The 25,936-nt window shown below is 65.0% G+C and carries 27 protein-coding genes; 20 read left to right on the top strand and 7 right to left on the bottom strand.

The genetic code is table 11. The features are described 5' to 3' along the window. Positions 1-27 precede the first annotated feature (27 nt). From AWB92_RS17260 to AWB92_RS17230, 7 genes are all read left to right on the top strand, one after another. On the top strand, positions 28-486 hold the full coding sequence (locus AWB92_RS17260) for a DUF5078 domain-containing protein (protein ID WP_068181455.1): 459 nt from the start codon (positions 28-30) through the stop codon (positions 484-486). 195 nt (positions 487-681) lie between these two features. Further along, positions 682-1,011: a hypothetical protein gene (locus AWB92_RS17255; protein ID WP_068103170.1), complete on the top strand. Its 330-nt coding sequence runs from the start codon at positions 682-684 to the stop codon at positions 1,009-1,011. Between the two features lie 278 nt (positions 1,012-1,289). Beyond that, entirely contained in the window at positions 1,290-1,754 is a 465-nt protein-coding gene (locus AWB92_RS17250) for an MmpS family protein (protein WP_085187678.1), read from the top strand. A gap of 59 nt (positions 1,755-1,813) precedes the next feature. Next, positions 1,814-4,639, top strand: a complete 2,826-nt coding sequence (locus AWB92_RS17245; RefSeq protein WP_173817437.1) for an RND family transporter — start codon at positions 1,814-1,816, stop codon at positions 4,637-4,639. A gap of 31 nt (positions 4,640-4,670) precedes the next feature. After that, on the top strand, positions 4,671-6,353 hold the full coding sequence (locus AWB92_RS17240) for a cytochrome c biogenesis protein DipZ (RefSeq protein WP_085187671.1): 1,683 nt from the start codon (positions 4,671-4,673) through the stop codon (positions 6,351-6,353). Between the two features lie 144 nt (positions 6,354-6,497). After that, positions 6,498-7,055 (top strand): sigma-70 family RNA polymerase sigma factor, encoded by a 558-nt coding sequence (locus AWB92_RS17235; RefSeq protein ID WP_085187668.1) that lies wholly within the window; start codon positions 6,498-6,500, stop codon positions 7,053-7,055. Between the two features lie 48 nt (positions 7,056-7,103). Continuing rightward, the gene (locus AWB92_RS17230; RefSeq protein ID WP_068111343.1) at positions 7,104-7,802 is read left to right on the top strand and encodes an anti-sigma factor; all 699 of its coding nucleotides are present in this window, start codon (positions 7,104-7,106) and stop codon (positions 7,800-7,802) included. On the opposite strand, the gene AWB92_RS17225 is transcribed toward AWB92_RS17230, so the two are convergent. The 3 genes from AWB92_RS17225 to AWB92_RS17215 are packed head-to-tail and all read right to left on the bottom strand — an operon-like array spanning position 7,795 to position 9,545. Beyond that, the gene (locus tag AWB92_RS17225) at positions 7,795-8,640 is read right to left on the bottom strand and encodes a hypothetical protein (protein ID WP_085187665.1); all 846 of its coding nucleotides are present in this window, start codon (positions 8,638-8,640) and stop codon (positions 7,795-7,797) included. The genes AWB92_RS17230 and AWB92_RS17225 overlap by 8 nt on opposite strands. Before the next feature lie 10 nt (positions 8,641-8,650). Next, positions 8,651-9,166, bottom strand: coding sequence for a mycothiol transferase (locus tag AWB92_RS17220; protein WP_068111350.1), 516 nt, complete (start codon positions 9,164-9,166; stop codon positions 8,651-8,653). 10 nt (positions 9,167-9,176) lie between these two features. Next, a complete protein-coding gene (locus AWB92_RS17215; protein ID WP_085187662.1) occupies positions 9,177-9,545 on the bottom strand; it encodes a VOC family protein in 369 nt (122 codons plus the stop codon). Between the two features lie 130 nt (positions 9,546-9,675). On the opposite strand from AWB92_RS17215, the gene AWB92_RS17210 reads away from it, so the two are divergent. The 4 genes from AWB92_RS17210 to AWB92_RS17200 all read left to right on the top strand — a co-directional run bounded on the left by AWB92_RS17210 (position 9,676) and on the right by AWB92_RS17200 (position 12,332). Further along, the gene (locus AWB92_RS17210; RefSeq protein ID WP_142282140.1) at positions 9,676-10,773 is read left to right on the top strand and encodes a site-specific integrase; all 1,098 of its coding nucleotides are present in this window, start codon (positions 9,676-9,678) and stop codon (positions 10,771-10,773) included. A gap of 427 nt (positions 10,774-11,200) precedes the next feature. After that, positions 11,201-11,410 (top strand): hypothetical protein, encoded by a 210-nt coding sequence (locus tag AWB92_RS17205; RefSeq protein WP_085187656.1) that lies wholly within the window; start codon positions 11,201-11,203, stop codon positions 11,408-11,410. Then, the gene (locus AWB92_RS29450; protein WP_142282138.1) at positions 11,407-11,811 is read left to right on the top strand and encodes a hypothetical protein; all 405 of its coding nucleotides are present in this window, start codon (positions 11,407-11,409) and stop codon (positions 11,809-11,811) included. Before AWB92_RS17205 ends, AWB92_RS29450 begins: the two co-directional genes overlap by 4 nt. 320 nt (positions 11,812-12,131) lie before the next feature. After that, positions 12,132-12,332, top strand: coding sequence for a hypothetical protein (locus AWB92_RS17200; RefSeq protein WP_085187653.1), 201 nt, complete (start codon positions 12,132-12,134; stop codon positions 12,330-12,332). A 580-nt stretch (positions 12,333-12,912) separates the two neighbouring features. On the opposite strand, the gene AWB92_RS29445 is transcribed toward AWB92_RS17200, so the two are convergent. Beyond that, positions 12,913-13,533 (bottom strand): hypothetical protein, encoded by a 621-nt coding sequence (locus AWB92_RS29445; RefSeq protein ID WP_142282137.1) that lies wholly within the window; start codon positions 13,531-13,533, stop codon positions 12,913-12,915. A 15-nt stretch (positions 13,534-13,548) separates the two neighbouring features. Between AWB92_RS29445 and AWB92_RS17195 the strand changes: the two genes are divergently transcribed. The 6 genes from AWB92_RS17195 (at position 13,549) to AWB92_RS17170 (ending at position 18,575) form a co-directional block, all read left to right on the top strand. Beyond that, a complete protein-coding gene (locus AWB92_RS17195) occupies positions 13,549-15,024 on the top strand; it encodes a terminase large subunit (protein WP_085187650.1) in 1,476 nt (491 codons plus the stop codon). Beyond that, positions 15,021-16,412, top strand: a complete 1,392-nt coding sequence (locus AWB92_RS17190; RefSeq protein ID WP_085187647.1) for a phage portal protein — start codon at positions 15,021-15,023, stop codon at positions 16,410-16,412. The genes AWB92_RS17195 and AWB92_RS17190 overlap by 4 nt, the downstream gene beginning before the upstream one ends. A gap of 78 nt (positions 16,413-16,490) precedes the next feature. Beyond that, positions 16,491-16,889 (top strand): hypothetical protein, encoded by a 399-nt coding sequence (locus AWB92_RS17185; RefSeq protein ID WP_085187644.1) that lies wholly within the window; start codon positions 16,491-16,493, stop codon positions 16,887-16,889. 149 nt (positions 16,890-17,038) lie between these two features. Beyond that, positions 17,039-17,896: a phage major capsid protein gene (locus tag AWB92_RS17180; RefSeq protein ID WP_085187641.1), complete on the top strand. Its 858-nt coding sequence runs from the start codon at positions 17,039-17,041 to the stop codon at positions 17,894-17,896. Between the two features lie 2 nt (positions 17,897-17,898). Continuing rightward, entirely contained in the window at positions 17,899-18,216 is a 318-nt protein-coding gene (locus tag AWB92_RS17175; protein WP_085187638.1) for a hypothetical protein, read from the top strand. Then, on the top strand, positions 18,216-18,575 hold the full coding sequence (locus AWB92_RS17170; protein ID WP_085187635.1) for a hypothetical protein: 360 nt from the start codon (positions 18,216-18,218) through the stop codon (positions 18,573-18,575). The genes AWB92_RS17175 and AWB92_RS17170 overlap by 1 nt, the downstream gene beginning before the upstream one ends. Before the next feature lie 332 nt (positions 18,576-18,907). Here the strand turns inward: AWB92_RS17170 and AWB92_RS17165 are convergent, their stop codons facing one another. Continuing rightward, positions 18,908-19,723, bottom strand: coding sequence for a hypothetical protein (locus AWB92_RS17165; RefSeq protein ID WP_085187632.1), 816 nt, complete (start codon positions 19,721-19,723; stop codon positions 18,908-18,910). Between the two features lie 241 nt (positions 19,724-19,964). Continuing rightward, positions 19,965-20,153, bottom strand: coding sequence for a hypothetical protein (locus AWB92_RS17160; RefSeq protein ID WP_085187629.1), 189 nt, complete (start codon positions 20,151-20,153; stop codon positions 19,965-19,967). A 316-nt stretch (positions 20,154-20,469) separates the two neighbouring features. Here AWB92_RS17160 and AWB92_RS17155 point away from each other — a divergent pair, with 316 nt between their 5' ends. From AWB92_RS17155 to AWB92_RS17145, 3 genes are read left to right on the top strand one after another with little or no spacing between them, the layout of a single operon-like run. Beyond that, entirely contained in the window at positions 20,470-22,212 is a 1,743-nt protein-coding gene (locus tag AWB92_RS17155) for an amidohydrolase family protein (RefSeq protein WP_085187627.1), read from the top strand. 38 nt (positions 22,213-22,250) lie between these two features. Next, complete coding sequence (locus tag AWB92_RS17150) at positions 22,251-23,642, top strand: PPE family protein (protein ID WP_085187625.1); 1,392 nt, start codon at positions 22,251-22,253, stop codon at positions 23,640-23,642. Positions 23,643-23,660: 18 nt separating this feature from the next. Then, positions 23,661-24,059, top strand: coding sequence for a hypothetical protein (locus AWB92_RS17145; protein WP_085187622.1), 399 nt, complete (start codon positions 23,661-23,663; stop codon positions 24,057-24,059). Between the two features lie 176 nt (positions 24,060-24,235). Here AWB92_RS17145 and groL read toward each other — a convergent pair whose 3' ends face one another. Further along, positions 24,236-25,861, bottom strand: coding sequence for a chaperonin GroEL (gene groL / locus AWB92_RS17140; RefSeq protein ID WP_068111372.1), 1,626 nt, complete (start codon positions 25,859-25,861; stop codon positions 24,236-24,238). Positions 25,862-25,936 lie beyond the last annotated feature (75 nt).

The following is a 25,936-nucleotide window of genomic DNA, read 5'->3' as shown; positions in this document are numbered from 1 at the left end:
GCCGGAGAAAGTGCTACCGTAACGACTATGTCTCGGCTGAGTTCCGGCCTGCGCGCAGGCGTCGTTTTTGTTGCTTTCCTGGTAGCCATGAGCATCGCGGCTGCGACCTTCCCGAAGACGGCCGCGGCCGACTCCACGGAAGACTTCCCCGTCCCGCGCAGGCAGATCGAGACCACCTGCGACGCCGAGCAGTACCTGGCCGCCGTCCGGGACACCAGCCCGGTGTACTACCAGCGGTACATGATCGACTTCAACAACCACGCCAACCTTCAGCAGGCGACGATCGATAAGGCGCACTGGTTTTACTCGCTGTCGCCGGCGGACCGCAGGACTTATTCGGAAAACTTCTACAACGGCGATCCGCTGACCTTCGCCTGGGTCAATCACATGAAGATCTTCTTCAACAACAAGGGCGTCGTCGCCAAGGCCACCGACGTGTGCAACCAATACCCGCCCGGCGACATGTCGGTGTGGAACTGGTCCTAGATCCACTCTGGTCTTTATTCACGAGCCGGTTTAAGATCGGCGACTGTCGGGAATCGTTTATTTCCCCGCTTTAGGGGACAAATCAATAGTTCTTGACTGGCATTCCGTGCAATTGGGGATACCGGTCCGCTCGACCACCTTCTACAGGACTGACATGATGCTCATGCCGGGATGCCGCGGCCCCGTGGGGACGCGATGAGCGCGGTAGATCCGCAGTCGGACGCGCTGGCGACCCTCGACTGGCAGGACATCACGTGCCAATCCGAGGGCGGCTGCACCAACCGCGCGACGCACATCGTGTACCGGCACGCCGTGGACCAATGCAACCGGCCGAACCTCGACCCGTCCGGCAACATCGTCGAGATCCTGTGCATCGGCTGCCTGCGCCGCCTCAAGACCCAGGTGTTGGCGCAGGTCGACCGGATCAACCGCTGCCCGGGCGGCTACTGCCTGACGTGCGGCGCGCCGGTGCACAAGCTGAGCGACGTCATGCGCAAGATGGTGCAGCTCCGCACCTACGCCTGAGCGCGAATTCGGCACCGTGCCAACGATTGTGACCGCGGCGGTGCCGGCCGGCTAGTTCCCTGAGGCTGTCCCAGGTCACAGCTCGCAGACGATTTCGGGTTACGCACGTGATATGCGTTACACTCCAGGGCGCGAGGGGAAGGAGTCAACGGTCCCAGGGCGGGCGACACACCTGGCCGTGATTTACTTAGGTAAGCCTTGGCTGTTTTCCTACCGGGATCGGCGGACGGGCGCAGCGCGGCGATCCGTAGTTGCCACGTTCGGCGGCGACGGACCGCATGCAGAACTACCGACCGCTGAAAGGGATTCCAATTTTCAAGGTGCTGTCCCGAACGTGGATTCCACTGGTCATCCTGGCGGTCGTCATGGTCGGTGGCTTCATCGTGTATCGGGTCCACGGCTACTTCGGCTCGGAAAAACGGGAATCGTATGCCGACAGCAACCTGCAGAATCCCAAGCCGTTCAACCCGAAACGAATTGTCTACGAGGTCTTCGGGCCGCCCGGAACCCTCGCCGACATCAGCTATTTCGACGTGAACGCCGACCCGCAACGCGTCGACGGCGCACCGTTGCCGTGGACGCTGCGCGTCACCACCGACAAGGCGGCCATGATGGGAAACCTCACGGCGCGGGGCGATAGCGACAGCATCGGCTGCCGCATCACGGTGGACGACGTGGTCAAGGCCGAGCGCATTTCCAACGGCGTCCACGCCTTCACCTTCTGCGTGGTGAAGTCCGCGTGACCAGTCGATTCGCCGAATTCGCGCGCGACGCCCACCCCGAGCGGCCGTTCATCGCGCGGATGATTCACACCCTCGCGGTGCCCATCATCCTGTTCTGGGTGGGCGTGGCCATCGTCCTCAGCCTGTTCGTCCCGTCGCTGGAAGTGGTCGGGCAGGAGCGGTCGGTGTCGTTGAGCCCAAAGGACGCACCGTCATTCGTGGCGATGAAGCAGATCGGCCATGCGTTCAACGAGGGCGAGACCGACAGCTCGGCGATGATCGTGCTGGAGGGCAACCAGCCCCTCGGCGACGACGCCCACCGGTACTACGACACCGTGATCCGCAAGTTGCGCGAGGACAAGGCGCACGTGCTGAGCATCCAGGACTTCTGGGGCGATCCGCTCACGGCGGCGGGCGCGCAGAGCAACGACGGCAAGGCCGTGACCGTTCAGGTCAACCTCGCCGGTAATCAGGGCGAGCCGTTGGCCAACGAATCCGTCGAGTCCGTCCGCAACATCGTGAACAGTGTGCCCGCACCGCCCGGGGTCAAGGCGTACGTCACCGGGGTCTCGGCGATGGCCGCGGACTTGCACCACAGCGGCGACAAGTCCATGGTCAGGATCACGCTGACGACGGTCGCGGTGATCCTCATCGTGTTGCTGTTCGTCTACCGGTCGATCCTCACCGTGATCCTGTTGCTGATCACGGTGGGCTTCGAATTGACCGCGGCGCGCGGAGCCGTCGCGGTGATAGGGCACTTCGGGCTCATCGGGCTTTCCACCTTCGCGGTCAGCCTGCTCACCTCGCTGGCGATCGCGGCCGGGACGGACTACGGCATCTTCATCGTCGGCCGCTATCAGGAGGCCCGCCACGCCGGCGAAGACAAGGAATCGGCCTTCTACACCATGTACCGCGGGACGGCGCACGTCATCCTGGGCTCCGGCCTGACGATCGCCGGCGCCATGTTCTGCCTCAGCTTTGCGCGGATGCCGTACTTCCAGACCCTCGGTATTCCGTGCGCGGTGGGGATGCTGCTCGCGGTGCTGGTCGCGCTCACGCTGGGCCCCGCGATCCTCACCGTCGGCAGCCGGTTCGGCGTCTTCGACCCAAAGCGCAAGCTCGGGGTCCGCGGCTGGCGCCGGGTCGGCACCGCGGTGGTCCGCTGGCCGCTTCCGATCCTTGCCGTCACGTGTGCGGTCGCCCTGGTCGGCCTGCTGACGCTGCCCGGCTACCGGGCCAACTACAACGACCGCGAGTACCTGCCCAGCACCATCCCCGCCAACGCGGGGCTGACCGCGGCGGATCGCCACTTCTCCCAGGCGCGGATGAAGCCGGAGATCTTGATGATCCAGGCCAACCACGACATGCGTAACCCGACCGACTTCCTGGTCCTGGACAGGTTGGCAAAGGGCATCTTTCGGGTCCCGGGAATCTCCCGCGTGCAGGCGATCACCCGGCCGGACGGGACGACGATGGACCACACGTCGATCCCGTTCCAGATGAGCATGCAGAACGCCGCTCAGACGCAGACCATGAAATACCAGCGCGATCAGATGGACAACATGGTCAAGCAGGCCGACGAGATGACCAAGACGATCGCCAACATGCAGCGGATGTACGACTTGATGACGCAGCTCGTCGGCACCACACACCGCATGGTGGGCGACACCGAACAGATGCAGCAGATCACCAACGAGCTGCGGGACCGCATCTCGGACTTCGACGACTTCTGGCGGCCGATCCGCAGCTACTTCTATTGGGAGAGGCACTGTTTCGACATCCCGATCTGCTGGTCGATTCGCTCGATATTCGACGCGCTCGACGGCCTGGACCAGATCGACGAGAAACTCAACACGCTGGTCGGTGACATCAAGGATCTGGATCGGCTGATGCCGCAGATGGTCGCCCAGTTCCCGCCGATGATCCAGACCATGGTGAACATGCGGACCATGATGCTGGACATGCACAGCACGATGTCCGGGATCTTCGACCAGATGAACGAGATGAGCGACAACGCGACGGCGATGGGCCACGCCTTCGACGCCTCCAAGAACGACGACTCGTTCTATCTGCCGCCGGAAGTGTTCAAGAACAAAGACTTTCAGCGCGCCATGAAGAATTTCCTCTCCCCCGACGGGCACGCGGCGCGCATGATCATCCTGCATCGCGGCGATCCCGCGTCGGCCGAGGGCATCGCCAGCATTGACAAGATCCGCACCGCGGCCGAGGAGTCGCTCAAGGGCACCCCGCTGGAGGACGCGAAGATCTACGTGGCCGGCACGGGGGCCGTCTTCAAGGACATCGCCGAGGGCGCCAAGTGGGACCTGGTGATCGCCGGGGTTTCGTCGCTGTGCCTGATTTTCATCATCATGTTGATCCTGACCCGCGCGCTGGTCGCCGCCGCGGTCATCGTTGGCACGGTGGCGGTTTCGCTGGGCGCTTCGTTTGGGCTGTCAGTGCTCGTCTGGCAGCACATCCTCGGAATCGATTTGCACTGGATGGTGCTGGCCATGTCGGTGATCGTGTTGTTGGCCGTGGGCTCCGACTACAACCTGTTGCTGGTCTCCCGGTTCAAGCAGGAAATTCATGCCGGCCTGAACACCGGCATCATCCGGTCGATGGGCGGCACCGGCAAGGTGGTGACCAACGCGGGCCTGGTGTTCGCGTTCACGATGGCGTCCATGGTCGTCAGCGACGTGCGGATCGTCGGGCAGGTGGGCACCACGATCGGGCTGGGCCTGATGTTCGACACGCTGATCATCCGCGCGTTCATGACCCCGTCCATCGCCGCGCTGCTGGGCCGCTGGTTCTGGTGGCCGATGCGGGTGCGCTCGCGGCCCCTGCGGGTTCCGTCGCAGCCGGTGCAGCCCCAGCCGCCGGACCGCTCCCTGGCCTACAGCGACTGATCCGTAACTGCCGCGGCTCCGAATAACAACCATGCCCACAGTCGCGTTGATCGGATTCCTCGGCGGCCTGATCACCGGCGTCTCGCCGTGCATCCTGCCGGTGCTTCCGGTGGTGTTCTTCTCCGGGGCCGGCAACTCACGCGACGCCGCCCCGGCGGCCCGGCCGTACCTGGTGATCGCCGGGCTGGTCTTTAGCTTCAGCGTGGTCACCCTGGCCGGCTCGGCCCTGCTGTCGGCGCTGCATCTGCCGCAGGACGCGATCCGCTGGGCCGCGCTCGTGACGCTGACGCTCATCGGCCTCGGCTTGATCTTCCCGCCGCTGGCGCACCTGATCGAGCGCCCGTTCGCCCGCATCCCGCTGCCCCAGCTCGGCCCGAAGCGCTTGAGCGGCAACGGTTTCGGGCTGGGTCTGACGTTGGGCGCGCTGTATGTGCCGTGCGCGGGACCGGTGTTGGCCGCGATCGTCGTCGCGGGCGGCACCGCCTCCATCGGCCCGCCGGTGCTGGTGTTGACGGCGGCGTTCGCGATCGGCACCGCGCTGCCACTCCTGGTTTTCGCGCTGGCCGGGCGGCGCCTCACCGAGCAAGTCTCGGCATTCCGCCGCCGGCAACATGTGATCCGGGTCGCCGGCGGAATCACGATGATCGTGCTGGCCGCGGCGCTGGTCTTCAACCTGCCCGCCACCCTGCAGCGCGCCGTCCCCGACTACACCACCGCGATGCAAAAAGGGATCGGGGCCAACCAAATTCGCCATCAGCTGGGCGGCGCGGTGTCGGGCCAGCTGGCCGACTGCGTTGATGGTTCCAACCAATTGCAGCAGTGCGGCCCGGCCCCCGCCCTCACCGGGATCACCGGGTGGCTCAACACCCCGGGCGGCGCGCCGATCGACCTGGCTTCGCTGCGCGGCAAGGTGGTCCTGATCGACTTTTGGGCCTACTCCTGCATCAACTGCCAGCGCGCCATCCCGCACGCGGTGGGCTGGTACAACCGCTATCGCGACGACGGTTTGGTCGTCATCGGGGTGCACACCCCCGAGTACGCGTTCGAACGGGTTCCCGCCAACGTGGCCAGCGGTGCCGCCGCGTTGCACATCACCTATCCCGTTGCGCTGGACAACGACTACGCGACCTGGAACGGCTACCAGAACCTGTATTGGCCGGCCGAGTACCTCATCGACGCCAACGGCGCGATCCGCCACACCAAGTTCGGCGAGGGCGACTACGACACGACCGAACAGCTCATCCGCGACTTGCTGGTCGCCGCCAACCCGGACGTCAAGTTGCCCGCCGCGACGAACGCGGTGGACGACACCCCGCACGGCAGGCTCACGCCGGAGACCTATCTGGGCGCCGGCAAGGCCGTCAACTACGGCGGCGCCGGCGAATACAAGCCGGGCACCGCCACGTTCGCATACCCGGCGGCCTTGCCCGACGACCGGTTCGCGCTGCGCGGGCGCTGGACACTGGACGACCAGGGCGCCACCGCGGACAGCGATGACGCCGCCATCCGGCTGAACTACACCGGCAAAAGCGTCTACGTCGTCGTCGGCGGCACCGGCACGATCACGGTGACCAGGGGCGGCAAGACCACCGTGACAACGATCGGCGGGCCGCCCACCCTGCACCAGATCGCCTCCGATGACACCGCGCACCGCGACCAGCTCGACATGCAGGTCGGCGAAGGCCTGCAAGTGTTTTCGTTCACATTCGGTTGAGCCCATCCACTCGACCGGCGGCTCCGAATCACCGGTGTGGATCAGCCTGGTGCACGTGCTGCCGGAATACCGGGAGCGGGCGGCGTATTTCTTTCCCCGCCACCGGCATAGGCGCACCGATGACGGACGCTAGGCTACCGATCGATGAGCAACGAGCTCGACACCTTGCTGCGCCAGGTCGCGCGCGGGGACAGCGCCGCCTTCGCCACGATCTACGACCTCACCAAGGCTCGGGTGTATGGACTGGTGACGCGGGTGGTGCGTGATCCCGGCTACAGCGAAGAAACCACCCAGGAGGTCTATCTCGAGGTGTGGCGCTCGGCGTCGCAGTACGACCCGGCCAAAGGTTCGGCCCTGGCGTGGCTGCTGACCATGGCGCACCGGCGGGCCGTGGACCGGGTGCGCGCCGAACAGGCCGGCAGCAGGCGCGAATCCCGCTACGGCGCGGCCAATGTCGAAAGCGCAGCGGGTGCCGCGCACGATCCAGTCGCCGACTCGGCGATTTCCGGCGACGAGCGTCGCCGGGTGGCACAGTGCCTCGACGGGTTGAGCGACGCGCAGCGACAGTGCATCGAGCTGGCCTACTACCAGGGGCTGACGTACAGCGAGGTGTCGCAGCGGCTGGCTGCCAACTTGTCGACGATCAAATCGCGCATCCGCGACGCGCTGCGCGGCCTGCGTAACTGCCTGGACGTGCCATGATCGCGCCGGCGACGATGCAGAGCACAGCGATGCTGAGGAGCGGCGCTGATGACTGAGCCGACCGAATTCGAACTCCTCGAGCTGGCCACGCCGTATGCCCTGCACGCGGTGTCGGACGCGGAGCGCGCCGAGATCGAGCGCCTGCGCGCCGCGGCGCCGTCGTCGGTGGCGGCGGCCTTCGATGACGAGGTCCGTGCCGTCCGCGAGACGATGGCGGTCGTGTCGGCGGCCACCGCGAGCGAACCGCCGGCGCAGCTGCGGGACGCCACGCTGTCGGCCGTAAAGCCGAACAATGTCCGCCAAATACCTTGGCGCAGAGCCGTGTTGGCTTCCGCCGCGGCGGCGGTCGTGGTGGGCGCCGCGGCGTTCGGCGCCGGCGTGCTGATGCGCCCCCCGGCGAAGCCCACGGTCGCCGAACAGATCATGTCAGCCCCGGACGTCCAGACGGTCTCTCGTCCCCTGGCCAACGGGACAGCGACGGTGATGTTCTCCCGTGACCGCAACGCGGCGCTGCTGGTGATGAACAACGTGCCGCCCCCGTCCCCCGGCACCGTCTATCAGATGTGGCTGATCGGGGCCAACGGTCCGACCTCGGCCGGAACGATGGACGCGGCCGCGGTGTCGCCGTCGACCAAAGACACGCTCACCAACATCGGCGCCTCCACCGAGCTCGCGTTCACCGTCGAGCCCGGCAAGGGATCGCCGCAGCCGACCACCCCGATCCTGGCCGAGCTGCCGCTCAGCTAGGGCTTTTCCTCAGCCCGCCCAGGACCGCCGCGAGCACCCCAGCGGCGACCAGCGCTACCCCGGCGACCAGGGTCAGGTCGAGCCAGCCGCGCAGGCCGGCCTCGGCATGGGCGACCATCACCTCGGCGATCTGGCGGACGTTACCGGTGGTGCGGTTTAGCGCGTCATTGACGTAGCGGCCGCTCGCCTCGATGCAGGCCCAGCCCGCCCCGCCGACGAGCAGCGCGGAGACGCCCAGGCTGGTCAGCGCCTTGCCGCGGCCGCGCGCGGCGGCCAGCGTCAGGAGCGCACACAGACCGCTCAGGGCCGCCGCGCCGACGCTGATCCACGGCCCCCACCTGGCCAGCGCGCTCAGCCGCCCCGGCCGCACCGACGACGGCATCGACACCGTGAGCGGCACCGTCAGGTTCGCCGGCACGGTCACGTGGTGCCGGGCCAGCACCTGCTGCATAGCGGCGTCGTTGAGCATCGGGGCCACGTCGATCGCCCATTCCGCGGATCCGTCGGCGGTGAACAGGTAGCGGTGTGCTGCCCGATTCGCGCGGGCGAACAGCGGCGGGAACCCCGGCCCGGCCGTGAAGGCGGCGGCGACGTCGTGCACCTCCGAGCCGTCCACGGGATAACGCCCCCCGCCGTGCGCCGCGATCAGCGCCATGGCCCGGGTGGTGAGCTCGGCCGCCATCGCCGACTGCAGGGCGGGATCGCCGGCCGCGCGCTGCGCCAGCGCGGCGTAGCCGTCCTCGCTGACGAGGTTGCGCTGCGCCCACGACGCCGGGATCGCTACGGCCAGGGCGAGCGTGACGGCCAGCCACAGCAGCACGGTCGCGGCGAATCGCACGCCCTAGAACCTACTGAATGCCCCGCACATAGGCGGCCTGCCCGAGGTGCTGGGCGCAGTCGTCGATGATGCTCACCAGCCGGGCGCTGGCCGTCACCGGCGGGTCCCAATTGGTGTCGACGACGCGGGACAGCTCGCCGGCGGTCACGCTGGCGATGTATTCGAGGGTCAGCTTGTGCACCGCGTGGTAGTAGCCGGCCAGCAGCTCCGCCGGCGCCTTGACCTTCGCCACCTCGTCGGGGCCGTGCCCGTAGCCGGTGTCGTTGCGCGGCAGGTCCAGCCCGAAGCGGTCCACCCAGCCGTCGCGGGTCCACACCTGCTCGACGCCGGCCACGTGGGCCAGCTGAATGTCCTGCACCCGCGCGCTGTGCCAGATCAGCCAGGCGATGCTGTTGGCGTTCGGCGTCGGGCGGTAGTCGGCCACCTCGTCGGTCAGCCCGTCGACCAGTTCGTCGACGTGCTCGATCAACCGGGTGAACGCGTCGCGAAGCAGTTCCTGTGTGGCGGCGTCACTTTCAGCTCCCATACGGCCGACACTACGCGCCGTGCCAGACCGCCTCGAGGTTGTTGCCGTCGGGATCGCGCACGAAAGCGCCGAAATAGCCGGGGTGATATTCGGGCCACAGCCGCGGCTCGTGCAACGACTCGGCGCCCCGTTCCACGGCCGCCCGGTGAAAAGCACGCACCGCGTCCTCGTCGGCGGCCGCGAAGGCCAGGTGCACCTCCCGAGCCGGACCCATCCCCGCCCCGTCGGAGATCCAGAACGTGGGCTTGCCGTCGCGGCCGTACCCGATGGCCCGACCGAAATCCATTTGCCGCGAGAACCCGAGCACTCCCAGCACGCTGTCGTAAAAATCCTGCGATTTCGGATAATCGGCGCAATTGATTCCGACGTGATCGATCACGGAAGAGATCCTGGCACGACCCACCGGCGCGGTCGTAGATTATTTAGGGGTACGGCTATCCAGTTTGACCTGCGCTGCAGATGATCTAGACACACCACTGGACACGAGAACCGTGGTATCGTCCCTGGTCGTGGCATCCATCGCATCACAACCAAGCAAGCGTTTCCCGGATGGGCAAAAGGTCCGCTACCGGCACCCTGACGGCAGTGCGGGAGCAACCACTTTCCCCGACCTTCGCAGCGCCGAGAAGTTCGTCAGCCTGATTGACGCGCTCGGCGTGACTGAAGCCTTGGAGCGTGTCGGCAGGACTGCGCCGCAGCCGGTAGCACCGACCTCGCCTACGGTGGCCGACACGCTGGAACGCTACGCCGCGACACGCCCATCTCTGGACACTGCCAACAAGTACCGCATCATCGCAAAGCACACCATCAACCCCGTACTAGGCGAGGTGCCCATCGCCGAGCTAACGGTGGATGTTGTGCAGTCGTGGCTTAACGGATTGACCATCGCGGGCCGGTCAATCCAGCAGGCTCACATGGTCCTCAAGGCGTCACTGTCGGCCGCCATCGATCGCGGCGAGATCATCGTCAACCCGGCACGGAAAGCATCGCGCTCGGGCGGCTCAGGTGTGCGCCTCCCTCGCCGTCAGCCCGGCAAGCAAGCGGTGTTCCTGTCACGCGATGAAGCGGGCCTAGTACTGGCAGCCGTGCCCGTGCAGCATCGCGTGCTGATTGAGTTCCTGCTAGCCACCGGATGCCGGATCGGCGAAGCCTTGGCACTCACCCCTGCCGACATTGGTGCTGGGACGGTGACGTTCAACAAGTCCTACAGCAGGCGTGCCGACGCCAACGGTAACCGCCCGTTCGAACTCGGAGCCGCCAAGACGGCGGCCAGTGAGCGCACGATAGCGGTGCCGCGTGACGTGCTGGACAAGCTGAACCTGTCCGGCGCGTTGGTGTTCACCAACGACACGGGCGGCCCGATCAACGCCGACAGCTTCCGCAAGAACGTGTGGCTTCCGGCGATGGTCAAGAGCGGGCTGCCGAAGCACCGCCGTCCTGGGTTGCACGACCTGCGGCACACGCACGCCTCCCGGCTCATCGACGCAGGGATACCGATTGTTGCCGTCTCAAAGCGCCTGGGGCACTCGAACGTGTCGATCACCTTGTCGACCTACGCGCACGTTGCCAGTGACGCCGACGAGCGGATACTTGCGGCGCTGGCTTGACGTGGGCACCGGCAGGTCGTTACCCCCGGCGACTGTGCACGCCCCGATGATGTTCTCAATGTCGTCCACAGAGAAACGCAAATGACGGCAGACACGGCGGGCCGGAAACGCCCCGGAGCGCACACGGTCGACTAGCCAGTCTTCGCTGTCGCATTGGAGCAGTTCGCAGACTTCGGCAACGCTGTAGAGCCGAGGCGCTCCAACGGGTACTGCTGTCATGCCTGTAGCGTCGCGCTTCCCGGTTGACGGTCTAGAAGTTTGTTTTCCCGGTTGACGGTCGGATCACTATGCGAACATCCAATGTAAGCGGATCGCACTTCAACGACGCTCGGCGAAAACCATGAGATAATTGAGGTGTAGGAACCGAGACGCTCTGTCTCCCTGGCGAATCCGCCACTTGTATTTCCACTTCCGTTGGGGCAGACCAATGATTGACGAACTGTACGACCTGGACGGCGCTGCCGAGTACGTGAGCCGGACCGTGCCGGTCAAGCCGCGCACTCTGTACGCCTGGCGCTACCTGAACAAGGGGCCACGTTCCCACAAGATCGCGGGCCGCGTGTTCTGGTCACGGTTTGAGCTGGACCGCTGGCTAGCCTCCGAGCTGCTGGCCAGCTCGCGCGGTGGCGTGCAGTGAGTGTCCCCAACCCGTGGACCCGGCACTACCAGATCGCCTGGGAGGAACGCGCCAACGACCGCAACCTACCGCTGTGGCTCCGCGTGGCCTGCCTGGCCTATGCGCGTCACGAGGCCAACGGCCACGCCAACTTCCGACGCGGTCAACTGTCGTGGATACTCGGCACGCCGCCGCAGGGTGACGAGCCATTCAAGCGCGTAGACAGCTCCACTGTTGGCGACGCGATCAAGCGGGCCGCCAAGTACGGATGGCTATCCGACGAGTCGTGCGCCGAGTGTCTCGTGGTCCCCGGCCATGCCATTGAAGGACCGCAGGGCAATCCCCACAGGTCGTGCGCGGTCCATGAGCGGAAGTTGGCCCTAAAGCGCAGTAGGACAACGCGATTGCGTGTCGTGTCATGAGCATGAGAGAGACTCATAAGGGCGGAATCAAAGCCGCAGGTCAACGAGTTGGATGTACGTGCTCAGCACGTACCAGGTACGTGTCCAGCACGTACATTGAGCCCACTCGTACGTGCTCAGGACGTACATCGTGACGGACTGGCAGTATGGCGAAGCCCGAGTCATCGACGTACGCGGACGCTGGCTGGTGGTCCGCTGCTGCCACTGCGGCGCAACCCACTGTCACGACCGCACCAGCGCCGGATCACGCGAAGTTCTCGCCGTGTGCAGCGCACCAAACCGGCCACGCACCTACGCAATTCCGTCAACAGGAGAACACAGTGAGCGCACCAAGCCGCATCGAACATGTCAACATCCATCAGGTTTACGACCACGCCGCGGACGAGTCGTACCAAGTCGAGCTGCTGCGCCTACAGGACGGTAGCCAGCTCGCCTATCGCGTCGTCCCCGACGAGACAGGTGGGTATACGTTCGTGCCCGCAGAAGCCTGGCTCGTCGCGACACTCGCTCAGAACGCGTGAGGTCCAACGAGCTAACGCGGTTTGGCAATCTAACCGACCCCGCCACGTTCGTGGCCTACGGACCAATCTGGAGCCACTAGGGATGGTTTCCAAGCCGTGCCTTGCTTGCGGCGACGACGCCGAGCCGGGACAGTCCCGTTGTCGTGACTGCCGACCAGCACGCGACCGAAGCAACGAACCATCGGCAAGCCAACGCGGATACGACTCGCGGTATCGGACCGTCCGCGCCCGTGCGCTGCGGATGCAGCCCTGGTGTGAATGCGGAGCCACAACCAACTTGACTGTGGACCATTCGCCGGAAAGCTGGCGACTCATCCGAGAAGGTAACCGGCCAACACTCGAATGGTTCGCCAACGGACTGCTCACCGTGTGCTGTCAGCCCTGCAATCAGCACCGTGGAGCCGCCCGAGGTGCCAACGTCGCCCGCCAAGACTGACCGACCGACCAGCGGAAACGCGACCATCCCGACGCGAGTCGCGTCGTCGCAGGTCAAAGGGCCGACGCTGCAACACATTCCGACCAGGGGTCGGCCACCAGCCTGCCCCGACGCCGGGACGGATCGGGCAAAGCGCAGGGCCGATTACTCTGCGGTGCGTTCTTCGGCGGCACTGTGGATGCGGATGTCGAGCATCCGCTGGACCCAGGCCCAGTGCGGTTTGTAGTACCAACGGCGCAGCAATTTGCGTTTCATGATCTGTGATACCACGACGATTGTTCGGTCGGTGAGGTCTCGCGTATTACGCAGCTCAGTTTCAAGGAATCCGAAGGTCCAACCTAGCGACTGCTCAGTTTGGCCGTCGAGATTGCGAGTCCTGGCATCGTACGCATCGCTCCACTTTTTGTTTAATGCTTCGGCGGCGGCGATTACGCGGTCAATTCTCCACGCGCTCGGAGATACCAACGTTGTCTTTGACACGCGTAGCCTCGCAATCGCTTCGACGAGTTCGGGCGGTACGTCGGGCGGCACGGGAAAAAGTCCCTTACTCGCGTAGTGCGCGTTCGACACAATCCTGTCCAGATTTAATTCTGAATAAAGCGAGTCGGCGTGTTTCTTGATAGTCCACAAACCGTCATAGGTCTCCTGAAGTGGTAGCGCTTGGGCTTCTCGAACTGCTTTATCTCGGGCATACCAAACCGCGCCCGCACTAACTACCAGGCTCAACCCCGGTGCGATGTCCCTATAAATCTGTCCAAGCGACATGGAAAGGATCATAACTTGGCGGCGGGACCAAAACCGGCAGTCGATCAGTCACTGCTGCCATGGCGTTCAGACTCCACAGGAGCCCTTGGGTTTGCCGCCTTTTGCCGGAAGTTCATCCGCGTACCCAAGGGCACTGGTGCGCTATCGCCATTCAGGTTGCGGGACTGGCAGATCGGCCTGGTCGGCAGTGTCCTCGACGCTGATCCGACTCCACGCATTGCGGGCTGGTGCCTGCCGCGAGGCCAGGGAAAGAGCACTCTCGTTGCCGCACTTGGCTTGTACGAGCTGATGACCGGGGGCGAGGGGGCCACGGTCATCGTCGCGGCAGTGGACGAGCGCCAAGCGGGAATCGTGTTCCGCATCGCCTGCCGCATGGTCGAGCTGAACGACGAACTGAACTCGCGCGTCCAGGTCTTCAAGGATCGGCTCGTGGTGCCATGCCGTGGGGCCTCGTTCACCTGCCTACCTGCCTCCCCGGCGTCGTTGGAGGGCTTGGACTACAGCCTGGCCATCTGCGACGAGATCGGGCGAATTGACCCGGAGACGTGGCAGGTTATCGCCCTGGCGTCCGGCAAGCGTGAGCGCTCGACGCTGATCGGTATCGGAACACCTGGGCCGCGCGAGGACAACGTCCTGGCGCAGTTGCGGGAGTATGCGGCTGGGCATCCAGAGGACACATCTCAGGTCTACGTAGAGTTCAGCGCCGCAGGCTTCGAGGATCACCCCGTCGACTGCGAGCACTGTTGGGCCCTAGCCAATCCGGCACTCGGCGACTTTCTCTATGCCGACGCGCTCCGAGCCCTTCTGCCGCCTAAGACGACGGAGGGCAACTTCAGGCGGGCGCGGCTGTGCCAGTTCGTCAACACGAACGAGAACCCGTTCATTGCGCCAGAAATCTGGGAATCGCTGAACACGCACCATCCGGTGCCGGACGGGGCCGAGGTCGTAATCGCGCTTGATGGATCATGGGGTGGCGCGGATGCGGACGCCACCGCCCTCGTGGTCGGGACCATCAGCCCCACACCTCATTTCGACGTACTAGGTGTGTGGCAAAACGATGGATCGCCCGAGTGGCGAGTTCCGGTGCTAGAGGTGGAGGACAAGATCCGCCAGGCCCGCAATCGGTTCAAGGTGTGCGAGCTGGTTGCCGATCCGTTCCGGTGGGGCCGTTCGTTGCAGGTGCTGGCCGCAGAGGGATTGGGCGTCACGGAGTTCCCGTGGTCACCAGCGCGGACCACACGGGCCACCACCGATCTGTTCAGCGCGGCTACGGCGGGCAAGTTCACCCATAGCGGCGACGAGACCCTGACACGACACGTACTTTCCGCGACGGTCATTGAGTCCAACGGCGGCCTTCGTATCGGCAAGGCCAGCCGACGACGTAGCGCGGCCAAGATTGACTGCGCCGCCGCCCTTCTCATGTGCCATAGCCGCTGCGCTTGGCACGCCACTAAACCCGTAAAACGAAATGAAGCTTGGAGTTTCGCGTGAGTTCACCTCTCCTGGTCGAGATGCAGCAGCGACTTACGGCTGGCTTGCACCGCCGCACTGAGAACCGGGCGTATTGGGATGGGCGGCAGCCTCTCGCATACCTGGCGCCGGAAGCCGTTACGGCCCTGGGTAACCGGTTCGGCGTCCTCTCGGTTAACTACGCGCGAGTGGCTATCACTGCGCTCACAGAGCGCCTGAGGTTGAACGGGTTTGACGGTGCGCCCGTGTGGGACACGCTGCTGTCCCTCGACTATGACACCCTGGCCGACACGCTGCACCGCGAGGCCCTGCTGCAGGGCGAATCGTTCTGCCTCGTGTGGGCCGACGACCAAGGCAACCCCACGGTGACAATCGAATCCGGCGAGACCATGGCCGTGAAGCGTGACGATGTGACCCGCCAGGTTGTTGCCGCAATCAAGCAGGTCACCGTCAAGGAGTCGCCAGCCACCAAGGGCTACACCGACGTGTGGCTCTACCAGCCCGACACGGTCGAGCACTGGCGATCCACCACACCGAACAGCGGCGGCGAGTACGAGCTGATCGAGACACAGCCCAACAGCCTCGGAGTCGTCCCCGTCGTCTCATTCGTCAACGCCGACCTACTGCCATCGGCATGGCGAGGCCTGACCTACCTCGAATACGCGGGCGAGTCAGAGATTCAGCCCATCAAGTGCCTGATCGATGCCCTGTCGAAGACGACGGCAGACCTTCTCGTCGCCCAGGAGTTCACCGCTCGCCCACGCAGGTACGCGACCGGCATTGAGCCGATCTACCAGCCCGTCCTGGACGACGACGGCAACCCGGTTGTGGACGAAAACGGCGACCCGGTAACGCAGGCCGTCAACCCGATACCGGAAGGCAATCGGGCGATGCTGGCCAAGTCCGAACAGGCCCGCTTCGGCCAGCTTGAGGGCGCAAACCTGCAGGGCTTCAAGACATCGGTGGACATCCTGGTCCAGGCCATCATGACCGTGTCGGCGCTACCGGCACACATGTGCGGGATCACCACCGCGAACCCGAGCACCTCGGAGGCAATGCAGAGCGCCGAAGCGGGGCTGACTTCCCGCGCCGAGGCCAAGGCCAAGCTCTTCTCCAAGGCCCACGAACAGGTCGCCCGATTGGTCTACGCCATCGCGAACGCCATGGACCCGGCAAGCGTGAGTGTCCGCGCTCTGTGGGGACCGTTCGACGTGCGCAGCGAAGCGGCTGCCGCCGACGCCGCCACGAAGCTGTACAGCAGTGGTCTGCTATCACGTCGGGGAATGCTTGAGCGGCTTGGGCTCTCGCAAGACCAGATCGACCGAGAGATGTCGGCGATCAATCAGGATGCCGCCGTCGCCCGTGACATCACCGTGGGCCGCTACATGAGCGCCACGAAGGTTCCCTAGCCCATCTAGCTATCCCGACCCTAAAAGTCCGCGAGCGTGGCTCTCAGGCCCGCGAATCGCTATCACCAGGAGAACACCATGGCAGACGAGAACGCACCCGACGTGACCGAGCAGACCGACCAGCCCGACACCCCCGAGACGACCGAACCGACACAGGACGAGCCGAAGACTTTCGGGGCCGAGTACGTGAGCGAACTTCGTAACGAGGCCAAGGGCCACCGCGAAAAGGCGCAGGCCCTCGCCACCCGGCTACACACCGAGCTGGTGCGTCAGACTGGACGACTCGCCGATCCGACAGAGCTTGCCTTCGACGCCGCGCACCTGGAGGACCCCGAGGCGCTCAAGACGGCGATCGATGAATTGCTCACCCGCAAGCCGCATTACGCGGCACGCACCCCCCAGGGCAGCGTCGGGCAGGGAGTCAAGGACCAGGGCCAGCCAGGTGACTGGCTGTCGCAGCTCAAAACGCTGGTCTAGAGGTACAATTGAGATGGGCGGCGGATAGATTCCGCGCCACACTCTTTCGAGCTGATGCTCATTCTATCGGACCGATGTCCGCCGCAATGCAGGGCTTGATGCCCTAGTCGCTTGCGCTGTAAACGCTTGTTTCAGAGAGACATTCAACCATGGCTATTGCCATTCCATCGGCCAATCTGGCCGCGATCAACTCTCAGCTATCGGACGCTGTCCAGGCCCCACTGCAGCAGAAGTCCACATTTCTCAGCCTGCCCGGAATCACCGTCGTTGACACCGCCGCACCACTGCGCATTCCGAAGGCTGGCACCAGCTCCCCGGCAGCCGCGTTCACCGCACCGGGGGCACTGATCGCCGACCAGGACGTGGACCTGGACGAACTGACGCTAATGCCTACCGAGCGACTTTCGCTTAAGGGAATTACCAAGGTCAGCAACGAGCTGATCCGTATGGCGCAGTTGAACATTCAGTCGGTGCTGCAGCAGCGCATCGCCGAGGACCAGGCCGTCGTTCTGGATGCGAACCTGTGGAATGGGGCTGGCACCTCGAATTCCGTGACCGGCATCCTCAAGGCCGCCGGCATCACCATCTCCACGAGCGCCGACCTGCTGACCGACCCTGACGTGCTGATCGACGCGCTTGCGGCGATGGCCGAAGAGTACGTGACGCCATCCGTTCTCGTCATGCGTCCCACCACGTTTGCGGCCCTCCGCAAGATCAAGGTATCGACCACTGACAACCGTTACGTGTTCGATCCATCCGCCGCGTTCGCCGCTGGCACGCAGCAGCTCTTTGAATACCCCGTGGTCACCACCACAGCCGTCCCGGCGAACGCTGTCGCCATCCTGGACACTTCGAAGATCTGGGTCGGTCGCGACATCTCAGCGCAGGTGACCGTACTTACCGAGACGTTCGGCGACTACGACACAATCGGGATCCGCTGCGTCAGCCGCTACGACGTGGTGCTTACCACCCCGCTGGCCGTCAACCTGATCACCCAGTCGAGCTAACCATGGCCGCACCAACAGCGGCTGACTTGCAGACACTGTTGGGCAGCAACGTCAATGCGGAGCAGGCAGAAGCGGTGCTGTCCCTCATCGGTGCGTTCGTCGCCGCGTACACCAGGGGCCAAGGTTTCACCGCTGGCGCACCTGGACCTGCGGCGCGATCGGTGATCCTGTCGGCTAGCGCTCGACTCCTATCCAATGTGACAGGATTGAGCTACACCGAAACCGAAGGGCCCAGCACGATTTCGTACGCGAGCGCGTTCACCGGCTTCACTGTCGGCGAGACACTGGTCCTCGATTCGCTCCGCGTTACGGCGCTGTGATGCTGAGCGCCAACGTCTTTCGGGCCGCAGCGTTCAACGATGACGGCGACCCCATCGATGGGGATGGGAATGTCGTGCGAGACGATGCGGTCTCAATCGGCACCATTCGTGTCATCATCGGCGGCGACAGCGGATCAACCCGCAGCGTGGCTCAGGATAGCGGTCTACGCGGCGACGTGGTCAGCACGGCAGGCATGGTGGGCTACCCCATCGCCAGCGGTATCACGCTGCAGCCCAACGACATTCTGCAGGTTGGCGGTATGCGCCTAAGGGTGATCGGCCCGAGCCTGTGGCCTGACGCTCACAGCCTGTCAGGACGACCGCTGCGTTTCCGTTGGGTTGAGTACCAAGCCAACTAAAAACCTGCCCTCGTGGTTGTCGCCAAGCGAGGGCACCAAGCAACACCGCTGAGTGCGCCACTGGCGCAAGGAAGTAAGGCCCCTGCCATGCCCAGCGGTCGGCGAGGGGAGTCATTAACCCGCGCCACGGCCCCGCCGCCTTTGTGAGAGAGGGCGGACGGGGCCACCCAAACTTGCCGAGCCGTCTTCCTCGGCAACCAGTGCGCAGTTCCCTCGGAACGGTGGCTGCAGCACCAAAGACCCTCACGGTTGTCTCCTGACCTTGGGGGTCTTTGTCGTTAGTAAATAATGGTTTCGGGTGTCACAGCCACCGGACGCGTACCTATCTACGACTAGGTTGCGGGCGGTGCCGCTTCGCCCGACGGCTGAAGAGATGGGTACATGCCGAGGTAGGCGTCGATAAGGGGATGATTCGGGCCGTCACCGCCCATAGGCGCGGGGCCAAGCCCGCACTTGGCGCGATGTCGGTTCATAACAATCTGGGCGTATACCAATATCGCGGTCACGTACTCGTTAACCTGGTCGAAAGTGATCGAGACCAAATCCCCTTGAACATAACCGAGGTGGGGGGCCTCACTAACAAATTTGCGGTCTGCGATCCCCGCCTTGTGCGCCCAGACATTCCTGACCATCTGCGCCGCGTAGAAGCTGCTTTTGATCTCCTTTGCGATCTGCCCACCAAGTCCCAACAGTCCCAAAAGCTCCTCAAACCGATTAGTACCTGCTTTCCTACCCACGTGAACGTCCATGGCTTGGTAGACGTTGTCGAGCATTTCTTCCTGCGGTGCAACAAGTTCCGCGACCGGGATCTTGATTTTTTCAAATCTTTCATTGCCGACTATCGACATGTCGGCCTGCAAGACGCCCTTGCAGAAGTCTTCGATGCAAGCCTCGAAGGCACTCCATGAAGCGATCAGGACCAGTGCGTTGCGGAGCGAATCCTCACGGAGTGGGTCTAGGACCGATGAGATTCTTTCGGGCGTTGCGCCAGCACTCTCGGCCTTCTTTTTGGCCAACCAGCTCAATCCCTTGGTAACCAGTCCTCCCAGTGCACCACCAATGATGTTCATCACGACGCTCATCATGAAGTTGGTGTACGTAAGAACAGCCTGCGCGGCGGGTGTCTGATTCCATTCTTCTTCTGTCATGCGAATTCAGTATCTCCGGGCCTTCGAGGTTCGTTGGACCTTCGTCTCGGGTGGCGGCTCCATCGTGGCAGGCACGTATGAGTGAACGCGGTAGGACGCGCGGCGGGCGGTCAATGCCGCCCCGGATCGGCTTGATGCGGTATAAGCAATGCGCTGGGTGCACCGACACTGACATGGGTGACTCCAACGCCAGAACCCCCGCGCCTACCACGACGAGGCACGGGGGTTCTGGCGTTGGATGTCACGCAAAAGGGATCTGGAACGGTTTCTTCTTGCCCTCAACGGCTACCCAGGTGTTCTCCCGGTAGAGCTTGGTGTTCCCATCGCCCTGGTCGACCTCCAGCTTGCCGTCGCGCCTCTCGTCGTAGTTGGCGTCTTCGTGGTCGAACTTCTCCACCTTGTTGCCCACCAACGTGACCTTTACTGCCATAACATTTTCCTTCCTGCTTTCGACCGTACGTTCGAACGATCCGCTCCAGCTTGCCAGCCTTGGCCGACGGAATGCGGTAGGACACGCCGGGCGTTCAATGCCGCCCTTGTCCGGATTGATGCTGTATAAGCCAGGAGGTTGGCATGTGCGCGGAGTTAGGCTCCAGTGGTGGGCGCTAATTTCGGACCCTGGACGTTGTGTCCAATGGACACGTCCAAACCCATTTTCCCAGTTCATTGGCCCTACCTTCGCGGTACTCTCGGGCACACAACATGCGTTTGACCTGCTCAAACGGTTAAAGTAGGAGATTATTTAGATGACCTACGACCTGATCATCCGCAACGGCAGCATCGTCGACGGGCTGGGCGGTGAGCCGTACGTCGGCGACGTGGCGGTGAAAGACGGCGTCATCGCGGCCGTCGGGTCCGTGAACGGGGATGGCGCCACGCGGGAGATCGACGCGACCGGCCTGCTGGTCACGCCCGGCTTCGTCGACCTGCACACCCACTACGACGGCCAGTCCATCTGGTCGGAGCGGCTGACGCCGTCCTCCGCGCACGGGGTGACCACGGTGGTGATGGGCAACTGCGGGGTCGGGTTCGCGCCGTGCCGCCGCGAGGACCACGACGTGCTGGTCGACGTGATGGCCGGGGTCGAGGACATTCCCGGCGTCGTCATGACCGACGGCTTGCCGTGGAATTGGGAGACCTTCCCCGAATACATGGACGCGCTCGACGCGGGCAAGCGCGATATCGACGTGGCCGCCTATCTGCCGCACTCGCCGCTGCGCGTGTACGTGATGGGTCAGCGCGGCGCCGACCGCGATCCGGCCACGGCCGAAGACCTGGCCAAGATGCGGGCGCTGGCCAAGGAGGCGATCGAGGTCGGCGCGCTGGGCTTCGCGTCGTCGCGGCTGACGATCCACAAGACCGAAAGCGGTTCTCCCATACCGAGTTACGACGCCGCCCGCGAGGAGATCGAAGAGATCGCCCGGGGCGTGGTCGACGGCGGCGGCGGCCTGCTCCAGTTCGTGCCGGACATCCCGGCCGGCGGCTACCAGCCCGTCCTGCAGACGGTATTCGACGTGGCCGAGGACGTCGGGCTGCCGGTCACGTTCACGCTGGTCGTCGCCAACGCGGGCGACCCGACGTGGCCCGACGCCATCACCATGATCGAGAAGGCCAACTCGAGGACGGCCGGGGACGAGCCGCAGGTCACCGCGCAGCTGCTGCCCCGCCCGATCGGGTTGATCATCGGGCTGCAACTGTCCGCCAACCCGTTCGTGCTCTACCCCAGCTACCGCGAGATCGCGCACCTGCCGCTGGCCGAGCGGGTCGCCGAGATGCGCAAGCCGGAGGTCCGGGCCCGCATCCTCGCGGACAAGCCCGGCGTCGGCCACCCCATCCTGTACGTGGCCCAGATGTGGGACTGGATCTTCCCGTTGGGCGACAACCCCGACTATGAGCCCGACCCGTCGACCAGCGTCGGGGCCCGCGCCCGCGCCCGCGGGGTGGACCCGATGGAGGAGGCCTACGACCGGCTGCTCGACGACGACGGCCGCGCCATGCTGCTGGTCGCGACCAGCAACCTGCAGGGCAACACGCTGGACACCGTCGGCGAACTGCTGCACCGCGACGACGTCGTGCTCGGACTCGGCGACGGCGGCGCGCACTACGGGATGATCTGCGACGCAAGCTACACGACGTACTTCCTGGCCCACTGGGCCCGCGACCGCAAGTCCGGGCGGTTCACGGTGCCGGAGGCCGTGCGCGAGCTGACCTCCGTGCCGGCCCGCGTCGCAGGGCTGGGCGACCGCGGCCGGATTGCCGTCGGCTACAAGGCCGATCTCAACGTCATCGATCACGCCGCTCTGCGGCTGCACAAACCCGTAATCCGGCACGACCTACCCGCCGGGGGGCGGAGACTGGACCAGACCGCTGAAGGATATGTGACAACGGTGGTTTCCGGTGAAATAATTGCCGAAAATGGCGTTCCGACCGCCGCGCGGCCAGGGAAGTTGGTCCGGGGCCGAAAGCCTATTCCGGTACCTGGTCGATAACGCCACGAAGGGCGGCCCTTCCCGGTTAAGTTGGGTTAGTGACAAGCCCGCATTTTGCGTGGTTGCCGCCAGAAATCAACTCGGCACTTATCTTCGCCGGTCCCGGGGCGGCGCCGCTGCTTGCTGCGGCCGCCGCATGGGATGGGTTGGCCGAGGATCTGGCGTCTTCGGCTTCGTCATTCTTCTCGGTGACAAACGATCTGGCCAACGGTTCGTGGCAGGGCGCGTCGGCGGCCGCGATGATGACCGTGGCGACGCAGTATGTGAGCTGGCTCAGCGCCGCGGCCGCGCAGGCCGAGGCGGCATCGAGCCAGGCCGCGGCCATTGCGGCCGCGTTCGAGACGGCGGTCGCGGCCACTGTGCAGCCCGCGGTGGTGGCGGCCAACCGCGCCCTGGTGCAGGCCTTGGCGGCCACGGACTGGTTCGGTTTCAACATCCCCGCGATCATGGACACCGAGGCGGCCTACGAGGCGATGTGGGCAACCGACGTCGCCGCGATGTTCGGCTACCACGCCGACGCGTCCTCGGCCGTCGCACAATTGGCGCCGTGGCAGCAGGTCCTGCAGAAGCTCGGTTTCAGCTTCGCCAACGGCCGAATGAGTTTTGGCCCCATAACGATGGGCAATTCGAACATCGGTTTCGGAAACAGCGGCAGCCTGAATGTCGGTTCCGGCAATTCGGGTAACAACAACTTCGGCTTGGGCAACCTCGGAAATAACAACTTCGGCTTCGGCAACAGCGGCACCAACGACTTCGGGATCGGGCTGACCGGGAGCAATCAGATCGGCTTCGGCGGCTTCAACTCGGGCAGCGGCAACATCGGGTTGTTCAACTCGGGCACCGGCAACATCGGCTTTTTCAACTCCGGCAGCGGCAACTTCGGCATCGGGAATTCGGGCGTCTCGAATACCGGCTTGCTGAATTCCGGGTCGGTCAATGCCGGCGTTTTGAACACCGGCACCGCCAACACCGGTTTCTTCCAGGAGAACGGGCTGGGCAGCGCGGAGGCGCTCAACTCCAGCCACTACATGACGGGCGGCGTCAGCGCGGCCAACCTCAGCTCGGGTCTGCTCAACTCGGTCAGCGCGTCGACCGGCGGCCTGGCCCCGGTCGCCGGATCGAGCCTGCTCAGCAACGCGAGCTTCGCGGCGCCGGCCGACGCCAGCGCCCTCGCCAGCGGCCTCGAAGCCGGCCACGCGAATTCCTCGGTCAGCGCGGCGGGTGGTCCCACGCCCACCCCGCCGGCCCTGCGGACCACGACTGGCGCGACCGCACCGTCGGGCTTCTTCGCCGCCGGCAACGCCGACCCGGGTGTGCGGACGCTGACCGGCCGGGAGTCCAACATCCCCAGCTCCGGGTTCTTCAACAAGGGCGAGCGCGGTCCCGACGTCCCCGACCCCGGGACCAGGGAACCGCTCCTAACCGACTAGCGGCCTATCCTCGAAGCCATGCGCACGAAGAAAAAGGTCGACGTCAAGCGGCTGGCCGCGGCGCTCCCGGACTTCCCGTTCGCCTATCTGATCACCGTCGGCGAGGACTATCGCGTGCACACCGTGACGGTCGAGCCGCGGCTGCATGACGGCGCGGTCCTCGACGTCGGGCTCATCGGCGGCCGCACGCGCACCAACCTGGCCCACCGCCGCGACGTCACCCTGCTGTGGCCCCCGCGCGAGCCCGGGGGCTACTCGCTGATCGTCGACGGCAGCGCCGAGGTGACCGAGTCGGACGACGACACGGTCCGCCTGGGCGTCGTCCCGGAGCGCGCGCTGCTGCACCGCGAGGCCGACTCCCCCAGCGTCGCCAAGGGCTGCCTGCACGACTGCGTGGTGTTCTCGCTGCCGGCCTGATTCGCGCGCCGCGGCGTCGAGTGTGTGCTCAGGGCGTTGAGGGTGAAACCACGGCGGAAAAATCGCCGGAATCCCGCCATGGGTTCACACTGAAAGCCGTAGCTTCACAATCACCGGACACGAAAAAAGCCCGGCCCCCTCGGGTTTTCGAGGGACCGGGCTTTTTCGTTGACTTACTAGAAGTCCATGCCGCCCATGCCGCCGGTCGGGTCGCCCGCGGGAGCGGCCGCCTTCTCCGGCTTGTCGGCCACGACGGCCTCGGTCGTCAGGAACAGCCCCGCGATGGACGCCGCGTTCTGCAGCGCCGAACGGGTCACCTTCACCGGGTCGGCAACGCCGGCCTTGAGCAGGTCCTCGTACTCGCCGGTGGCGGCGTTCAAGCCGGTGCCGGCCTTCGAGTTGCGGACCTTCTCGGCGACAACGCCGGGCTCCAGCCCGGAGTTGAAGGCGATCTGCTTCAGCGGAGCCTCCAACGCCACCTTGACGATGTTGGCGCCGGTCGCCTCGTCGCCCTTGAGCTTGAGCTCGTCCAGGGCCGGTGCCGCCTGCAGCAGGGCCACACCGCCACCGGCGACGATGCCCTCCTCGACGGCCGCCTTGGCGTTGCGGACCGCGTCCTCGATGCGGTGCTTGCGCTCCTTGAGCTCCACCTCGGTGGCGGCGCCGGCCTTGATCACCGCAACACCGCCGGCCAGCTTGGCCAGGCGCTCCTGCAGCTTCTCGCGGTCGTAGTCGGAGTCGCTGTTCTCGATCTCGGTGCGGATCTGGGCCACCCGGCCGGCGATGGCGTCCGGGTCACCGGCGCCCTCGACGATGGTGGTCTCGTCCTTGGTGATGACCACCTTGCGGGCCTTGCCCAGCAGCGAGATGTCGGCGGTCTCGAGGGACAGGCCGACCTCTTCGCTGATGACCTGACCACCGGTGAGGATGGCCATGTCCTGCAGCATCGCCTTGCGCCGGTCACCGAAGCCGGGAGCCTTGACGGCCACCGACTTGAAGGTGCCGCGGATCTTGTTGACGACCAGGGTGCTCAACGCCTCGCCCTCGACGTCCTCGGCGATGATCAGCAGCGGCTTACCACCCTGAATGACCTTCTCCAGCAGCGGCAGCAAGTCCTTGACCGTCGACACCTTGGAGCTGACCAGCAGGATGTAGGGGTCCTCCAGGACCGCTTCCTGACGCTCGGCGTCGGTGACGAAGTAGCCCGAGATGTAGCCCTTGTCGAACCGCATGCCCTCGGTGAGCTCGAGCTGCAGGCCGAAGGTGTTGGACTCCTCGACGGTGATGACGCCCTCGTTGCCGACCTTGTCCATCGCCTCGGCGATCAGGTCGCCGATCGACTGGTCGCCCGCGGAGATGGCCGCGGTGGCCGCGATCTGCTCCTTGGTCTCGACGTCCTTGGCCGACTTCAGCAGGGTCTCGGTGATCTTCTCGACGGCCTTCTCGATGCCGCGCTTGAGGCCGAGCGGGTTGGCGCCCGCCGCGACGTTGCGCAGGCCCTCTTTCACCAGGGCCTGGGCCAGCACCGTGGCCGTCGTCGTGCCGTCACCGGCGACGTCGTCGGTCTTCTTGGCAACTTCCTTGACCAGCTCGGCGCCGATCTTCTCGTACGGGTCCTCCAGCTCGATCTCCTTGGCGATGGACACACCATCGTTGGTGATCGTGGGGGCACCCCACTTCTTCTCCAGGACGACGTTGCGGCCCTTGGGTCCCAACGTCACCTTTACCGCGTCGGCAAGGCTGTTCAGGCCTCGCTCGAGGCCGCGACGGGCCTCTTCGTCGTACGCAATTGTCTTGGCCATTGCGAAGTGATTCCTCCGGATAGGGGATGACACGTCCTGGCCGGGTGCAGTGCCCGCGACGGACGACCTAGCTGG

Origin of the sequence: Mycobacterium sp. IEC1808, assembly GCF_002101935.1 — a bacterium.
Taxonomy (GTDB): domain Bacteria; phylum Actinomycetota; class Actinomycetes; order Mycobacteriales; family Mycobacteriaceae; genus Mycobacterium.
Note: the sequence above shows the minus strand (reverse complement) of the source record. Positions and strands in the feature narration are given on the sequence as shown.

Coding starts and splice junctions, on each gene's coding strand:
- AWB92_RS29445 (WP_142282137.1), bottom strand. CDS start 13,533: ATGTCGCTTGGACAGATTTATAGGGACATCGCACCGGGGTTGAGCCTG.
- AWB92_RS17185 (WP_085187644.1), top strand. CDS start 16,491: ATGGCAGACGAGAACGCACCCGACGTGACCGAGCAGACCGACCAGCCC.
- groL (WP_068111372.1), bottom strand. CDS start 25,861: ATGGCCAAGACAATTGCGTACGACGAAGAGGCCCGTCGCGGCCTCGAG.
- AWB92_RS17235 (WP_085187668.1), top strand. CDS start 6,498: ATGAGCAACGAGCTCGACACCTTGCTGCGCCAGGTCGCGCGCGGGGAC.
- AWB92_RS17260 (WP_068181455.1), top strand. CDS start 28: ATGTCTCGGCTGAGTTCCGGCCTGCGCGCAGGCGTCGTTTTTGTTGCT.
- AWB92_RS17170 (WP_085187635.1), top strand. CDS start 18,216: ATGCTGAGCGCCAACGTCTTTCGGGCCGCAGCGTTCAACGATGACGGC.
- AWB92_RS17245 (WP_173817437.1), top strand. CDS start 1,814: ATGATTCACACCCTCGCGGTGCCCATCATCCTGTTCTGGGTGGGCGTG.
- AWB92_RS17165 (WP_085187632.1), bottom strand. CDS start 19,723: ATGACAGAAGAAGAATGGAATCAGACACCCGCCGCGCAGGCTGTTCTT.
- AWB92_RS17220 (WP_068111350.1), bottom strand. CDS start 9,166: ATGGGAGCTGAAAGTGACGCCGCCACACAGGAACTGCTTCGCGACGCG.
- AWB92_RS17155 (WP_085187627.1), top strand. CDS start 20,470: ATGACCTACGACCTGATCATCCGCAACGGCAGCATCGTCGACGGGCTG.
- AWB92_RS17250 (WP_085187678.1), top strand. CDS start 1,290: ATGCAGAACTACCGACCGCTGAAAGGGATTCCAATTTTCAAGGTGCTG.
- AWB92_RS17175 (WP_085187638.1), top strand. CDS start 17,899: ATGGCCGCACCAACAGCGGCTGACTTGCAGACACTGTTGGGCAGCAAC.
- AWB92_RS17160 (WP_085187629.1), bottom strand. CDS start 20,153: ATGGCAGTAAAGGTCACGTTGGTGGGCAACAAGGTGGAGAAGTTCGAC.
- AWB92_RS17240 (WP_085187671.1), top strand. CDS start 4,671: ATGCCCACAGTCGCGTTGATCGGATTCCTCGGCGGCCTGATCACCGGC.
- AWB92_RS17145 (WP_085187622.1), top strand. CDS start 23,661: ATGCGCACGAAGAAAAAGGTCGACGTCAAGCGGCTGGCCGCGGCGCTC.
- AWB92_RS17230 (WP_068111343.1), top strand. CDS start 7,104: ATGACTGAGCCGACCGAATTCGAACTCCTCGAGCTGGCCACGCCGTAT.
- AWB92_RS17180 (WP_085187641.1), top strand. CDS start 17,039: ATGGCTATTGCCATTCCATCGGCCAATCTGGCCGCGATCAACTCTCAG.
- AWB92_RS17255 (WP_068103170.1), top strand. CDS start 682: ATGAGCGCGGTAGATCCGCAGTCGGACGCGCTGGCGACCCTCGACTGG.
- AWB92_RS17205 (WP_085187656.1), top strand. CDS start 11,201: ATGATTGACGAACTGTACGACCTGGACGGCGCTGCCGAGTACGTGAGC.